The organism is Kitasatospora sp. NPDC028961 (assembly GCF_055564815.1).
Genome location: NZ_JBVHVO010000015.1, coordinates 48,115 through 62,415, shown reverse-complemented (window position 1 = coordinate 62,415; position 14,301 = coordinate 48,115). Strand labels below are relative to the sequence as shown.

10 protein-coding genes and 1 pseudogene are annotated in these 14,301 nt (G+C 74.7%); 8 read left to right on the top strand and 3 right to left on the bottom strand.

All coding sequences use genetic code 11. The annotated features are described in order from the left end of the window. Window positions 1-14: 14 nt before the first annotated feature. Window positions 15-1,328, bottom strand: coding sequence for a nucleotide sugar dehydrogenase (locus tag ACZ4UX_RS24145; protein ID WP_465708195.1), 1,314 nt, complete (start codon window positions 1,326-1,328; stop codon window positions 15-17). Window positions 1,329-2,117: 789 nt separating this feature from the next. Here ACZ4UX_RS24145 and mfd point away from each other — a divergent pair. From mfd to ACZ4UX_RS24125, 4 genes are all read left to right on the top strand, one after another. Further along, window positions 2,118-5,747 carry a transcription-repair coupling factor gene (gene mfd / locus ACZ4UX_RS24140; protein WP_465708194.1) on the top strand — a complete coding sequence of 1,210 codons (3,630 nt, stop codon included), beginning with the start codon at window positions 2,118-2,120 and terminating at the stop codon, window positions 5,745-5,747. A gap of 208 nt (window positions 5,748-5,955) precedes the next feature. Next, window positions 5,956-6,567, top strand: a complete 612-nt coding sequence (locus ACZ4UX_RS24135; RefSeq protein ID WP_465708193.1) for a hypothetical protein — start codon at window positions 5,956-5,958, stop codon at window positions 6,565-6,567. 323 nt (window positions 6,568-6,890) lie between these two features. Further along, window positions 6,891-8,345 (top strand): sensor histidine kinase, encoded by a 1,455-nt coding sequence (locus ACZ4UX_RS24130; protein ID WP_465708192.1) that lies wholly within the window; start codon window positions 6,891-6,893, stop codon window positions 8,343-8,345. A gap of 7 nt (window positions 8,346-8,352) precedes the next feature. Further along, entirely contained in the window at window positions 8,353-9,078 is a 726-nt protein-coding gene (locus tag ACZ4UX_RS24125) for a response regulator (RefSeq protein WP_465708191.1), read from the top strand. Between the two features lie 141 nt (window positions 9,079-9,219). Here the strand turns inward: ACZ4UX_RS24125 and ACZ4UX_RS24120 are convergent. Continuing rightward, window positions 9,220-9,447: pseudogene (locus ACZ4UX_RS24120) on the bottom strand (phosphatase PAP2 family protein); the annotation flags it as partial. A 49-nt stretch (window positions 9,448-9,496) separates the two neighbouring features. On the opposite strand from ACZ4UX_RS24120, the gene ACZ4UX_RS24115 reads away from it, so the two are divergent. From ACZ4UX_RS24115 to ACZ4UX_RS24105, 3 genes are all read left to right on the top strand, one after another. Continuing rightward, window positions 9,497-9,664 (top strand): hypothetical protein, encoded by a 168-nt coding sequence (locus ACZ4UX_RS24115; RefSeq protein WP_465708255.1) that lies wholly within the window; start codon window positions 9,497-9,499, stop codon window positions 9,662-9,664. Between the two features lie 443 nt (window positions 9,665-10,107). Continuing rightward, window positions 10,108-10,701, top strand: coding sequence for a SurA N-terminal domain-containing protein (locus ACZ4UX_RS24110; protein ID WP_465708190.1), 594 nt, complete (start codon window positions 10,108-10,110; stop codon window positions 10,699-10,701). Between the two features lie 461 nt (window positions 10,702-11,162). Continuing rightward, window positions 11,163-12,182 carry a nucleoside triphosphate pyrophosphohydrolase gene (locus tag ACZ4UX_RS24105; RefSeq protein WP_352296682.1) on the top strand — a complete coding sequence of 340 codons (1,020 nt, stop codon included), beginning with the start codon at window positions 11,163-11,165 and terminating at the stop codon, window positions 12,180-12,182. Window positions 12,183-12,293: 111 nt separating this feature from the next. On the opposite strand, the gene ACZ4UX_RS24100 is transcribed toward ACZ4UX_RS24105, so the two are convergent. Continuing rightward, a complete protein-coding gene (locus ACZ4UX_RS24100; RefSeq protein ID WP_329489340.1) occupies window positions 12,294-12,728 on the bottom strand; it encodes an SDR family NAD(P)-dependent oxidoreductase in 435 nt (144 codons plus the stop codon). Between the two features lie 158 nt (window positions 12,729-12,886). On the opposite strand from ACZ4UX_RS24100, the gene ACZ4UX_RS24095 reads away from it, so the two are divergent. Further along, entirely contained in the window at window positions 12,887-14,161 is a 1,275-nt protein-coding gene (locus tag ACZ4UX_RS24095) for a cytochrome P450 family protein (RefSeq protein ID WP_465708189.1), read from the top strand. The last annotated feature ends 140 nt before the right edge of the window (window positions 14,162-14,301 follow it).

Here is a 14,301-nt window from a genome sequence, read left to right as displayed (position 1 = left end):
CCGGCCGGCCGGCCCTACAGCACCTCGACCGTCGCGCCCGAGAGCCGGCGGCGGCAGTCCAGCACGTACCGGGCGTGCGCGGTGACGGCCTCGTAGTCGAACTCGTCGTGGTCGGCGAGCAGCACCACCGCGTCGGCCCCGGCCAGCTCCTCCGGAGTCGCCTCGACCCGGCGGACGGCGGCGAACGGGTCGCCGTGCGGGTCCAGCTCGGCCGCCCGCTGCCCGGGGATCACCGGCTCGGGGACGTGCACCCCGACGACCACGTGCGGGTCGGCGGCCCGGACCTCGGCGCCCATCCGGGTCAGCAGCTCGGCGACCCGGGCGGCCGGGGTCTCCCGGGCGTCGCCGGTGTTCTTCTTGTAGGCGAGCCCGAGCAGCAGCACCCGGGAGCCCTTGACCGAGCGCTGCCGCTCGTTCAGCGCCTCGGCGAGCCGGCGCACCACGTAGTCGGGCATGTGGCTGTTCACGTCGTTGGCCAGCTCGACGAAGCGGAACGACTGGCCGAGCGCCCGCTCCACCCGCCAGGACAGGTAGGAGGGGTCGATCGGCAGGCAGTGCCCGCCGACCCCCGGCCCGGGGGTGAAGCGCAGATAGCCGAACGGCTTGGTGGAGGCGGCGTCGATCGCCTCCCAGACGTCGATGCCGAGGTCGTGGGCGAACATCGCCAGCTCGTTGACCAGCGCGATGTTCACATGGCGGAAGGTGTTCTCCAGCAGCTTGGTCAGCTCGGCCTCCTTGCAGGAGGAGACCGGGACGGTTCGCTCGACCAGCCGCCCGTAGAAGCCGTCGACCGCCGCCAGCGCCGCCGGGTCGATGCCGGAGACCACTTTCGGGGTGTTCTCCAGTCGCCAGGTCGGATTGCCCGGGTCGATCCGCTCGGGGCTGTAGCCGAGGTGGAAGTCCCGGCCGGCGGCCAGCCCGGACCCCTCCTCCAGCAGGGGCGCGAGCAGCTCCTCGGTGGTGCCCGGGTAGGTGGTGGACTCCAGCACGACCGTGGCGCCCGGGCGCAGGTGCTGGGCGAGCAGCCGGGCCGAGGCCTCGATGTAGGAGAGGTCCGGCACCCCGTCGCGCAGCGGCGTCGGGACCGTGATCACCGCGATGTCGAAGCCGGCCACGTCGGTCGGCTCGGCGGACGGCAGATAGCTGCCGTTCTCCAGCAGCGGCCGCAGCCGGGGGGCCGGGATGTCCTCGACGTAGGACTCGCCGACGGCCAGCCGTTTGATCCGGCGCTCGTCCACGTCGTAGCCGACCACCTGATAGCCGACTTCGGCCGCCCGGACCGCCAGCGGCAGCCCCACATACCCCTGACCTGCGATGACAACGCGCATGACGAAGAACCCCCTCCATCGCGACGCCCCCTGGTCCCCTCCGGGGCATCCCCACACGGCCTTCACCACAGGGTAGGGAGCGGCGCCGGGCCGCGTGGCCTTTCGGTGAAGTGGGCGGAGCCCTGCCGCGCGGGCGGGCGGCGGCCGTTCAGGTGGTGGTGGCCGGGGTGGTGGCCGCGCGGGCGTGGAGGTCCGGTGGGTGGTGGCCGGGGGCGCGGTGCGGCGGGGAGCGTGGCCGGGGTGCGCGGTGCGGCGAGGGCGCGGAAGGGGGGTGCGCGGCGGGGGACGGGCGCGCGGAGCGGGTGCCCGCGCACCACGAAAGAGGCCGAGACCCGTGGCGCCCTCCAGGAAAGGGCGCCACGGTTCCCGGCGCTTGGGCGGGCGCCCCCACCCAGGGTCGCCCGGCCTCGCACCCCCGACCCCCATCGGGTGTGCGACTGTGCCCTCCGCAGCCATCCCCCACGGTTGGGTGCGGCGGGCACAGTCACCATGGTGCGCGATCTCCATGGACGGCCAGTGACAGGAGTATGTCCAGTTCGTGGCGGATCGCGGAGGCGCAGCCGCAGCGTGCGGCCGGTGCTTCGTCCCCGTCCGGGCGCCGGCCCGGTCCGGCCCCGCGCCCGCCGCACCCGTCCAGCGGCCCCGCCGGGCCCGTGCGCCGCGTGCGTGTCGGCCCTGCGGCGTAGGCTGGAGACCCCCGGCCGCTCGGCGCGCCGGGCCGTTCGCGTTGCCCCGGCAGGCTGGTGCCGCCCGGGCGGCACCAGCCACGGCACGAAGAAGAGACTCCTGATGAGCCTGACCGGACTGCTCGATGTCGTCGCGCGGGACGCGGCGCTCGCCGAGGCGATCGAGGCCGCGACCGCGATCGGTACCGCGGCCGGCGCTCGCCACCACCTGGACCTGGTCGGCCCGCCCGCCGCCAGGCCGTTCGCCATCGCCGCGCTGGCCCGCGCGATGGCCGCGCAGTCGGCCGGGGAGCGCGGCCGCCCGGTGCTGGCCGTCACGGCGACCGGCCGGGAGGCCGAGGACCTCGCCGCCTCGCTCCGCTCGCTGCTGCCGCCCGACACGGTCGCCGAGTACCCGGCCTGGGAGACGCTCCCGCACGAGCGGCTCTCGCCGCGCTCGGACACGGTCGGCCGCCGGCTGGCGGTGCTGCGCCGGATCGTGCACCCGCGGGCGGACGACCCGGCGGCCGGACCGGTGCAGGTGATCGTGGCCCCCGTCCGCTCGGTGCTCCAGCCGCAGGTCAAGGGGCTGGCCGAGCTGGAGCCGGTGGCCGTCCTGCGCGGTGAGTCGCACGATCTGGAGGCGGTGGCCCGGCGGTTGTCGGCAGCCGCCTACGCCCGGGTCGAACTGGTCGAGAAGCGCGGCGAGTTCGCCGTCCGCGGCGGCATCCTGGACGTCTTCCCGCCGACCGAGGAGCACCCGCTGCGGGTGGAGTTCTGGGGCGACGAGGTCGAGGAGATCCGGTACTTCAAGGTCGCCGACCAGCGCTCGCTGGAGATCGCCGAGCACGGCCTCTGGGCGCCGCCCTGCCGTGAGCTGCTGCTGACCGACGAGGTGCGGGCGCGGGCCGCCGAGCTGTCCGCCCAGCAGCCGGGGCTGGCCGAGATCCTGGACAAGATCGCCGAAGGCATCGCGGTCGAGGGCATGGAGTCGCTGGCGCCCGTCCTGGTGGACGACATGGAACTGCTGATGGACGTGCTCCCGCTCGGATCGGTGGCCGTGGTCTGCGACCCGGAGCGGGTCCGCACCCGGGCGGCCGACCTGGTGGCGACCAGCCAGGAGTTCCTGCACGCCTCCTGGGTGGCGGCCGCCGCCGGCGGGGACCGGCCGATCGACCTGGAGACGATCGACGTCTCGGCCGCCTCGCTGCGCTCGCTCGCGGAGGTGCGCGAGCACGCCGCCGAGATCGGGCTCCCCTGGTGGTCGGTCAGCCCCTTCGCGACCAGCGAGTCCAGCATCAGCGAGGTGCTGGAGTTCGACGTCAACACCCTGACCCTGGGTATGCACGCGGTGGAGGCGTACCGGGGCGACACCGCCCGGGCCATCGCCGACGCCAAGGAGCGGCTGGCCGCCGACTGGCGGGTGGTCATGGTGACGGAGGGCCACGGCCCGGCCTCCCGGCTCGCGGAGGTGCTCGGCAACGAGGGCATCCCGGCCCGGCTGGTCGCCGACCTCGGCGAGGCGCCGACCAGGGACGTCGTCTACGTCGCCTGCGGCTCGATCGAGCACGGCTTCGTCGACGAGGCGCTCAAGCTCACCGTCATCACCGAGACGGACCTCTCCGGGCAGAAGTCCTCCACCAAGGACATGCGCCGGATGCCCTCCCGGCGCCGCAACGCGATCGACCCGCTGGCACTGGCGGGCGGCGACTACGTCGTCCACGAGGCGCACGGCGTCGGCCGCTACGTCGAGATGGTGCAGCGCACGGTGCAGGGGGCCACCCGCGAGTACCTGGTGCTGGAGTACGCGCCGGCCAAGCGCGGCCACCCCGGCGACCGGCTGTTCGTGCCGACCGACCAGCTGGACCAGGTCACCAAGTACGTCGGCGGCGAGGCCCCCACGCTGCACCGCCTCGGTGGCGCGGACTGGGCGAAGACCAAGCAGCGGGCCAAGAAGGCGGTCAAGGAGATCGCCGCCGACCTGATCAAGCTGTACTCCGCCCGGATGGCCGCGCCCGGTCACACCTTCGGCCCGGACACCCCGTGGCAGCGCGAGCTGGAGGACGCCTTCCCCTACGCGGAGACGCCCGACCAGTTGACCACCATCGCCGAGGTCAAGTCGGACATGGAGAAGTCCGTCCCGATGGACCGGCTGATCTGCGGCGACGTCGGCTACGGCAAGACCGAGATCGCGGTGCGGGCGGCTTTCAAGGCCGTCCAGGACGGCAAGCAGGTGGCGGTGCTGGTGCCGACCACGCTGCTGGTGCAGCAGCACTTCTCCACCTTCGCCGAGCGGTACGCCAACTTCCCCGTGACGGTGAAGGCGCTCTCCCGCTTCCAGACCGACAGCGAGGCGAAGGCCGTGCTGGAGGGCCTGTTCGAGGGCTCGGTGGACGTCGTCATCGGCACCCACCGGCTGTTCTCCTCGGAGACCCGCTTCAAGGACCTCGGCCTGGTCATCGTCGACGAGGAGCAGCGCTTCGGCGTCGAGCACAAGGAGCAGCTGAAGAAGCTGCGGGCCAACGTGGACGTGCTGACGATGTCCGCCACGCCGATCCCGCGCACCCTGGAGATGGCGGTCACCGGCATCCGGGAGATGTCCACCATCACCACCCCGCCGGAGGAGCGGCACCCGGTGCTGACCTTCGTCGGCCCCTACGACGAGAAGCAGATCTCGGCCGCCATCCGGCGTGAACTCCTGCGCGAGGGCCAGGTCTTCTACATCCACAACCGGGTCGAGTCGATCGACAAGGCGGCGGCCCGGCTGAGGGACCTCGTCCCCGAGGCGCGGATCGCCACCGCGCACGGGCAGATGGGGGAGACCGCGCTGGAGAAGGTGGTCGTCGACTTCTGGGAGAAGGAGTTCGACGTCCTGGTGTCGACCACGATCGTCGAGTCGGGCATCGACATCTCCAACGCCAACACCCTGATCGTCGAGCGCGGTGACACCTTCGGGCTCTCCCAGCTGCACCAGCTGCGCGGCCGGGTCGGCCGTGGGCGCGAGCGCGGCTACGCGTACATGCTGTACCCGCCGGAGAAGCCGCTGACCGAGACGGCGCACGAGCGGCTGGCCACCATCGCCCAGCACACCGAGATGGGCGCCGGTATGTACGTGGCGATGAAGGACCTGGAGATCCGCGGCGCCGGCAACCTGCTCGGCGGCGAGCAGTCCGGGCACATCGCGGGCGTCGGCTTCGACCTCTACATGCGGATGGTCGGCGAGGCGGTGGCCGAGTTCCGGGAGTCGCTGTCCGGCGGCGGCGAGCCGGAGGAGGAGCCGCTGGATGTCAAGATCGAGCTGCCGGTGGACGCCCACGTGCCGCACGACTACGCGCCGGGCGAGCGGCTGCGGCTGCAGGCGTACCGCTCGATCGCGGCGGTCAACTCGGAGCAGGACATCCAGCAGGTCCGGGACGAACTGGTCGACCGGTACGGCAAGTTGCCCGAGCCGGTGGAGAACCTGCTGCTGGTGGCCGCGCTGCGGCTGTACGCCCGCCGGTGCGGCATCGCGGACATCACGCTGGCCGGCGCCAACGTCCGGTTCGGGCCGGTGGAGCTGCGCGAGTCGCAGCAGCTGCGGCTGAACCGGCTCTACCCGCGCAGTCAGGTGAAGGCGGCGGCCCAGCAGTTGCTGGTGCCCCGGCCGTCCACCGGGCGGATCGGCGGCAAGCCGCTGGTCGGGCGGGAACTGCTCGGCTGGTGCCGTGAGTTCCTGTCCGCGATGTTCGACGACCTGGCGGGGTCGAAGAAGTAGCGGCCCGCTCCGGCGGATGTGCGGCGGCGGTCCCGGGCGATGCGCCCGGGGCCGCCGCTCTCTGCTGTGCCGCGGATCCTCGTTCCTGACTCCGGGCCCTGGGACCGGGGCCCGGGAAGCCCGCCGGCGGGTCGGTGCTGGACGGTACGGTGTGCGGGGTTCGTCCGTGCCGCGGCTGACCGCCGTCCTCACCCGCTCAGGAGCGCACATGTCAGGGCAGTACCCCGGGCAGTTCGGACCACCGCCCGGCGGCGCGTTCCCCGGTGGCCTGCCCCACGGCGGGGCGCCGGGCACGGTGCCGTACCCCGCTCCGCCGCCGCCCGGTCCGGCCCGGCGGCCCGGGGAGGCGGCCGGGCCCTACGGGGTGCTCGGCCGGGTGCTGTGTGTCCTCACGCCGCTGGTGACGGTCGGCCTGCTCGGCATGATCCCCTCGCTGCTGCTGGCGGTCCGCCGCCGCCGGGCGTACGACATCCTCGGTGCGGCGGTGTTCGCCGCACTGTTCCTCACCTACCTGGTCTGCGCGGGTGTGGCCGGCGGCACCGGCGACGCGCCCACCGCGGACACCGTCGGCATGGTGGCCATGGTGCTGATGTGGCTCGGCGCACCGCTGCACTTCCTGGCGATGGACCTGCGCGCGGTCTGGGAGGCGGGCCGGCCGAAGGCGCCCGCCGCGGCGGCGTACTACCCGTCGCCCGCCGCACCGTACGGACCGCCCGTGCCCGGCCCGGCCTACCCGCAGGCACCGGTCTCCGGGTACGGCCCGTCCTTCGGGGCCCCGGCCCCGCCGCCCGCGCCCGGCTACGGGTACCCGGCCCCGTAGTCGACCCCCGGTCCGGCCCGGGACCGCGCCCGGGACCGCGCCCGTGACCGGCGAGGAGCCACGCGAGCTGGGTGAACTGCTGCGCCGTCAGGCCCCCTCCCAACCGCACCGCACCGCACCGCCAACACCCCACACTCCCCGGCCCGCGCGCCGCTCCCTGGCCGCCGGCCCGTTGAGCTGGAGTGGGAAGTCGGCGGGGCCGACTTCCTGCGCGCGTGCAGCGTGAGTCGGGCGAGCAGCGTGGCCCGCTGGGTCGGCTCGCCTGGGCCGGGTATGACTTTCGGCAGATTCGGTGCTGCTGCCCGCCTCCTACTGTCGTAGCCGTGAGGGCGAACGGTGAGTGGTGGAGCGGGTGGAGCAGGTGGCTCGACGGGGCGCTGCTGGTGGGTACGGCGGTGGCCACGGGGGCGTGCGCGGTGAGCATCTGGTGGGCGCTGCCCGCGATCGCCACGGCGTTCCTGGCCGGGTGGCGGACGGATCGCGTGCGGTGGGCCGTGACCGTGCTGGCCGTGGTCGTGGCGGGCGGGGTGACGGTGGCGTTGGCGGTACCGGCCTGGATGGTCCCGGGGACGTCCTTCCTCTCGCTGGTGGTCTGCGCGGGCATGGCGCCCTGGATGGCGGGCCGGTTCTGGCGGCAGTCCCAGGAACTGGTCCGGGCCGGCTGGGAGCGGGCGGAGCGGCTGGAGCGCGAGCAGCAACTGGTGGCGGAGCAGGCCCGGCTGCGGGAGCGGGCCCGGATCGCCCAGGACATGCACGACGCCCTCGGTCATGACCTGAGCCTGATCGCCCTGCGGGCCGGCGCCCTGAAGCTGGCACCCGACCTCGCCCCGGCGCACCGGGAGGCGGCCCAGGAGATCCGCAAGGGCGCCGGAGCGGCCGTGGACCGCCTTGCCGAGGTGATCGGCATCCTCCGGGAGGAGACGGACGCGGCGGGCGAGGCCGCCCGGGGCCCCGCCGACGCGGGGGTCGCCCACCTGGTGGAGGAGGCGGCCGCCGCCGGGCTGCAGGTCCGCCTGACGATGACGGGCCCGGCGGACGCTCTGCCGCGCGCGGTGGAGCACGCCGTGTACCGGGTCACCCAGGAGGCGCTGACCAACGCGGCCAAGCACGCCCCTCAGGCGAGGGTCGGCGTGCGGGTCGCCCACACGCGGGAGGGCGTCCGCGTCCAGGTGGTGAACGGGCCGCCACCGGTGGGTCCGGCGGCAGCACCGGCAGCACCGGCTGCTCCGAACGCGGGCGGCCGTGGGCTGATCGGCCTGGCCGAGCGGGTCAGACTGGCCGGCGGCACCTTCCGGTACGGGTCGCGCGCCGAGGGCGGCGGGTTCGAGGTGCTCGCCCACCTGCCGCGCGCCGGCGCCGCAGTCACTCCGCCGCCCGGGCCCGCCCCGGTCTCCCCCATCCGTGAACTCAGCCGCGCCCGCCGCCGGGTGGGCCGGATGATGGCGGCGACCGTACTGGTGCCACTGGTCACGGTGCTGGCGCTGACCGCCGTCCTGCGGGGGTGGACGATCTACACGGCCGGCCGTGCCGTGCTGGAGCCGGCGGACTACGCGTCGCTGCGGATCGGTCAGGACCGGGCGACGGTCCAGCGGTTTCTGCCTGCCCATCAGTTTCCGTACCATCCGTCCGTGGGGAACCCGCCACCCCGGGGAGAAGGAGTGACGTGCGAGTACTACGCGATCACCGCCGAGCCGTTCGACGACGACCGTTCCGGCGATGCGTACCGGCTCTGCTTCCAACGGGACGTACTGATCTCCTTGGAAGCGCTGATCGCGTGAGCGCCGGATGAGCGGCGGCGAGCGGGCCGCCGCCGGTACACCGATCCGGGTGGTGATCGCCGACGACGAGCCGATGGTCCGGGCCGGCGTCCGCGCCGTGCTCACCACCGATCCGGGGATCGAGATCGTCGCCGAGACCGGGGACGGCCGGGAGGCCGTCGAGCTGGTCCGCCGCCACCGCCCCGATGTCGCGGTGCTGGACATCCGGATGCCCGGCACGGACGGCATCACCGCCGCCGCCGAGATCCGCCGCTCCGGCGCGGCCACCGGGATCGTCATGCTGACGACCTTCGGCGAGGACGACTTCATCCTGCGGGCCCTCGGCGGTGGCGCCAACGGGTTCCTGATCAAGTCGGGTGAGCCGGAGGAACTGATCGCCGGGGTGCGGGCGGTGGCGGACGGCGCCGCCTACCTCTCACCCAAGGTGGCCGCGCGCGTGGTCGCCCACCTCGCCGCCACCGGAGCCGGCGGGCCGGCCGACCGCCGTTCCGCCGCGCTTGAACAGGTGGCCGCGTTGACCACCCGGGAGCGGGAGGTGCTGACGCTGATCGCCGCCGGGCTGTCCAACGGGCAGATCGCCCGCAGGATCGGGGTGGTGGAGGGAACCGTGAAAGCCCATGTGAGCTCCGTCCTGGCGCGGCTCGGGGTGGCCAACCGGGCGGCCGCCGCCGTCCTCGCCCACGAGGCCGGCCTGACCACCGGTGGAGCGTGCGCGGGTGGTCCGCGCGCCTGACGGCCGCGCCGCCGCCAGCGGGCCCAGCACCCGTGTCCCGACCGGCGACGTCACCGCCGCCGTGGCGAGCGGCAGGAGCGCGACGATCACCGCCGCCGTGATCGCCCCGCCGAGAACGGCCCCGGCGACCACGTCGTGCGGATAGTGCACCCCGGCGGCCACCCGCAGCCCGGCCGTCGCGACCCCGACCGGGACGACCAGCAGGGCCCAGCGCGGCCGCAGCAGGACCAGACCGGTCGCCAGGGCGGCGGCCAGGGTCGCGTGGTTGCTGGGGAAGGACCAGTCGCCCGGCGGCGGGCAGTGCGCGACGACGGGGTGTGCCGACAGGGCGTCGGGCAGGGCGCGGCAGGGCCGTTCCTCGTCGACCACGACCTTCAGCACCTCGCTCGCCCCGTAGGCGAGGACGGTGCCGAGCCCGGTGAGCGCGACCCCCGCGACCGCGTCGGCGTCGCGTCGGCCGCGGGCCGTCCACCAGCAGAGCACCAGCAGCAGCCCGAGCACCAGCAACCCCGCCTCGCTGGCGGGCTCCAGCAGCGAGGCGAGCCGGTGCGGCGCGTCGACGACGACATCGGCCACCCGCCGGTAGCCGTCGGCGGACGCGCCGCCGGTCACCCGTACCGGCCCGCCGTGCCCGGCCCGCCCACCGCCCGTCGGTGCCAGCCACCCGACCACGGCGGTGCCCGCGCCCAGCACCGCCACCGCTACCGCCACCCGGGTGCCGGTCGCCCTCCTCGCCCCGACCCTTCCGGCCCCGACCGCTTCCGTCTCGACCGTCCTCGTCCTGACCGCTCTCTTCCTGGACCTGTTCGTCATGGTCAGGACGGTAGGGGTGGCCGGGGGACCGAGGCCCGGGTCGAAAGGCAGGGGGAGACCTGGACGATCGTCGGGGTTGACGCCGCACGCCGGGTGAGCCGTTCGGGGCACGGTCCGCGCCGAGGGGGCCGGGCCGCCCTACCCTCGGGACACCGTCCGGCCGCTCGCGGGAAGGCGCCTCCGAACGCCTGCCGCCCCCCACCCCGGAGACCAGCCATGCACCGTGGGACCGCCCTCGTCGTCGGCGCCCTGCTCGCCGTCCCGACGCTGGCCGCCTGCGGGGCCGACGGGCTGACGCCGGGCACGGCGGCCGTGCTGGACGGCCGGCGGATCCCGGTGGCGGCCGTCGAGGCCCGGGTCGCGGAGCTGCGCGAGGTGGCCGGCGGCGCCTCCGCGGACGCCCGCCGGCCGCCGGACGGACTGGTACGACGGGCCGTCGCGGACCTGGTGCTCGACGCGGTCGTCGCCCGCGCATTGGCCGACCGCAGGCTCGCGGTGGGCGGTGCGGAGGTGGCGGCGGCCCGGACGGCGGCGCAGGACCGGTACGGCGGTGCCGGCCCGCTCGCCCGCGTCCTGGCCGCCCGGGGTGTCGCCGGTCCCGGCGTCGACGACTACTTCCGTCGCGAGCTGAGCATCCGCCGCCTCGCCGCCGCCACGGGCCAGGACGCCGCCACCCCGGCGGGCGACCACACCGTCCGCCTCGCCCTGGGTGAAGCCGCCCTCCACCTGCGCGTCAACCCCCGCTACGGCACCTGGAACGCCGACCGGGTCGCCCTCCTCCCCGACACCCCGCCCTGGCTGGCCGGCTGACCCTCAGGCCCGACGAGCACAGGAAGTCGGACCGGCCGACTTCCCACTCCACGCCCCGCGCCCGGTACGCGCCCCTGCCGCCGCACGGGACGGGTGGCGGCCACCGGCCTGCCGCCGTCCTTCGAGCGTGGGGGCGGGGCCGGACCGGCACCCGGTTCTGCCGCTGCCCCTCTGTATCGGGCGGATCGGGGGGATCGGGGGGATCAGGCGGAGCGGGGCGGTGGGCCGGCACACACCCCGACGTCGTCTTCCGGGTCAGGCGGCGGGTGGTGGGGCGCGGCCGGTGCACGGGCCAGCCGTCGCCTCGGGGTCGGGCGGAGTGCGGTGCCGGACCCTGACCGGCACCCGCCCCCGGGCCGGGCGATACCCGGTACGCGGCCTGACCGGCACCTGCCCCGCCGTCCCCCTGGCCGGGCGGAACGTGGAGGCGGGGGCTCACCGGGGCCGGGTAGGTTCGGGGTGTGACGAATCTTCCGGGCGCCAAGCTGATCCTGCTCACCACCACCCACCGGGTGGCTCCCGGCCTGCTGGCCTGGCCCGCCTGGGAGGCGCTGCGGTCGGCCGGGCGGGTGCTCGCCGGGGACGCCGCGCACCCGCAGCTGCCGGCGGTGCGGCAGGCGGGGGTCGAGGTGGAGGTGGTGGCGCCCGGTTCGGCGCCCACGCTCGCCCGGCTGCTGACCGGACAGCCGGCCGCCTCGGGGCCGACGGTCTGGCTGGGCAGCCCGGACGGCGACCCGGGGCTCACCGACGCGCTGGCGCGCCTCGCGGTCGAGCACGCGGGCGAGGTGCCCGAGATCGAGGTGCTGCCCGGTTCGTACGACCTGCCGGGCGCGCGGCTGCTGGACCTGGTCTCGGTGATGGACCGCCTTCGCTCGCCCGGCGGCTGCCCCTGGGACGCCGAGCAGACCCACGCCAGCCTGGTGAAGTACCTGGTGGAGGAGTCCTTCGAGCTGGTCGAGGCGATCGAGGAGGGGGACCGCGACACGCTCCGGGAGGAGCTGGGCGACGTCCTGCTCCAGGTCTTCTTCCACTCCCGGATCGCCGAGGAGCACCCCACCGACGCGTTCTCCATCGACGACGTGGCCGGTGACATCGTCGAGAAGCTGATGTACCGCCACCCGCACGTCTTCGGGGACGTCGAGGCCGAGGGCGCCGCTGAGGTGGAGGCGAACTGGGAGGCGCTGAAGGCCGCCGAGAAGTCGGAGCGCGAGTCGGTGCTGGACGGCGTGCCGGCCGGTCTTCCCGCGCTGGCGTACGCGGCGAAGCTGGTGTCCCGGGTGCGCCGGGCGGGCTTCACCGGTGTGCCGGACGCGGCCTACGAGCTGCCCGCGGAGCTCACGGCGGAGTCGGCGGGCCGGCTGCTGCTCGCGGTGGCGCAGCGGGCGTTCGACGCGGGGGTGGACGTGGACGCCGCGCTCCGGGCGGCCGCCCGCGGCTACCGGGACGCCGTGCGCGCCGCCGAAGGGCTCAAGCCCGAGTAGCCCCGAGCGGCCCCGCCCGGGCACGCCCGCACCGCGACCGCCGCCCGGGCACGCCCGCACCGCGACCGCCGCCCGGGCACGGCGCCCGCACCGCGACCCGCCGCGCCCCCGTCAGACCGCCGCCACGTCCTCCACCGCCCGGCGCTGCACCGGGACCACCTCGTCGACGACCTCGGCGATCGCCTCGCCGACCAGGGCGAGCAGTTCGGCCAGCCGCTCCAGGTCGAGGTGGTCCGGCAGCTCGGCGAGGGAGACGACGCGCTCGCCGCCCGGCCCGGCGACGCAGAACAGGTCGATCGGGCCGAGGTGCTTCTCGGTGGTGTCGACCAGGGCGGCGATGTCGCTCGGGCGGCGGATGTCGCCGCAGACGCCGACGACCGGGCAGCCCGGCCGGTCGAGTTCGGTGGCGAGGTCCTCGGCGATGCCGACCTGCTGGTCGGCGATGAGGACGCCGGAGGCGCCCGCAGCGGTGAACCGGCGGGCGAGGCCGGCTCCCGACCCGCCGGCGAGTACGGCGATGACCACGACTGCCCCGGTGACCCGCATGGTGCGCTCCTCCCTGTGGGCGGCTCCGCACCGGCGCCCACGCATTTTGCTTGCGGAGGATCGTAGGCAGGTCCTGACCCTCCGCAACAGGGATTACCCCTCAGGTGACCAGGCTCACGCCTGCCGCGCCGGGGTTCCCCACCGGATACGGTCGACACATGCCAGTTCAGCCCGATTCAGCCCGCCCGCCGCTCTTCACCTGGGAGTTCGCCGCCGACCCGTACCCGGCGTACGCGTGGCTGCGGGAGCACGAACCGGTGCATCGCACCACCCTGCCGAGCGGGGTCGAGGCCTGGCTGGTGACCAGGTACGCGGACGCCCGGCAGGCGCTCGCCGACAGCCGGCTCTCGAAGAACCCGGCCCATCACAGCGGGCACGCCCACCGCAGCGGCCGGGTCGGCATCCCCGGCGAGCGCCAGGCCAATCTGATGACCCACCTGCTGAACATCGACCCGCCGGACCACACCCGGCTGCGCCGGCTGGTCTCGAAGGCGTTCACACCGCGCCGGGTGGCGGAGTTCGAGCCCCGGGTGCAGCAGCTCACCGACCGGCTGATCGACGGCTTCGCGGAGCGCGGCTCCGCGGACCTGATCCACGAGTTCGCCTTCCCGCTGCCGATCTACGCGATCTGCGACCTGCTCGGCGTGCCGGCCGAGGACCAGGACGACTTCCGGGACTGGGCGGGCATGATGATCCGCCACGGCAGCGGGCAGCGCGGCGGGGTGGGACGCGCCGTCAAGCGGATGCGCGCCTACCTGGCGGAGCTGATCCACCGCAAGCGGGCCGATCCCGGCGACGACCTCATCTCGGGGCTGATCCGGGCCAGCGACCACGGTGAGCACCTGACCGAGAACGAGGCCGCGGCGATGGCCTTCATCCTCCTTTTCGCCGGGTTCGAGACGACCGTGAACCTGATCGGCAACGGCACCTACGCCCTGCTGCGCAACCCCGGGCAGCGGGCGCTGCTCCAGGACTCGATCGCCCGCGGCGAGACCGCGCTGCTGGAGACCGGTATCGAGGAACTCCTGCGCTACGACGGTCCGGTGGAGCTCGCCACCTGGCGGTTCGCGACCAGCCCGCTGACCATCGGCGGCGTGGACATCCCGGTCGGCGATCCGGTGCTGGTGGTGCTCGCGGCGGCGGACCGGGACCCGGCGCGGTTCGCCGACGAGAACACCCTCGACCTGGCCCGGACGGACAACCCGCACCTCGGCTTCGGGCACGGCATCCACTACTGCATCGGTGCTCCGCTGGCCCGGTTGGAGGGGCGCGCGGCGCTCACCACCCTGCTCACCCGGTTGCCCGATCTGCGACTCGCCGCCAACCCGGAGGAGCTCCGCTGGCGCGGTGGCCTGATCATGCGTGGACTGCGCGATCTCCCGGTGGAATTCACCCCCGAGAAGCCCTCCGCGGTACCGGTGGACGGGCTCTGAGCAAATCCGTCCGGCGACCCCCGGCGGTGTCTCGATCTCGTCGCGCCGAGACCTCGACACGCTGACGGGGTGTCGCCGACACGCCTTCGCAGCGGGTATGAATCAGCATCAAACCGGACATAGCCCTGTCGTTGGTAGGC

Excerpts from the sequence above, each read along its gene's own strand:
- ACZ4UX_RS24145 (WP_465708195.1), bottom strand. The coding sequence starts at position 1,328 with ATGCGCGTTGTCATCGCAGGTCAGGGGTATGTGGGGCTGCCGCTGGCG.
- ACZ4UX_RS24100 (WP_329489340.1), bottom strand. The coding sequence starts at position 12,728 with ATGCGGGTCACCGGGGCAGTCGTGGTCATCGCCGTACTCGCCGGCGGG.
- ACZ4UX_RS24135 (WP_465708193.1), top strand. The coding sequence starts at position 5,956 with ATGTCAGGGCAGTACCCCGGGCAGTTCGGACCACCGCCCGGCGGCGCG.
- mfd (WP_465708194.1), top strand. The coding sequence starts at position 2,118 with ATGAGCCTGACCGGACTGCTCGATGTCGTCGCGCGGGACGCGGCGCTC.
- ACZ4UX_RS24095 (WP_465708189.1), top strand. The coding sequence starts at position 12,887 with ATGCCAGTTCAGCCCGATTCAGCCCGCCCGCCGCTCTTCACCTGGGAG.
- ACZ4UX_RS24125 (WP_465708191.1), top strand. The coding sequence starts at position 8,353 with ATGAGCGGCGGCGAGCGGGCCGCCGCCGGTACACCGATCCGGGTGGTG.
- ACZ4UX_RS24110 (WP_465708190.1), top strand. The coding sequence starts at position 10,108 with ATGCACCGTGGGACCGCCCTCGTCGTCGGCGCCCTGCTCGCCGTCCCG.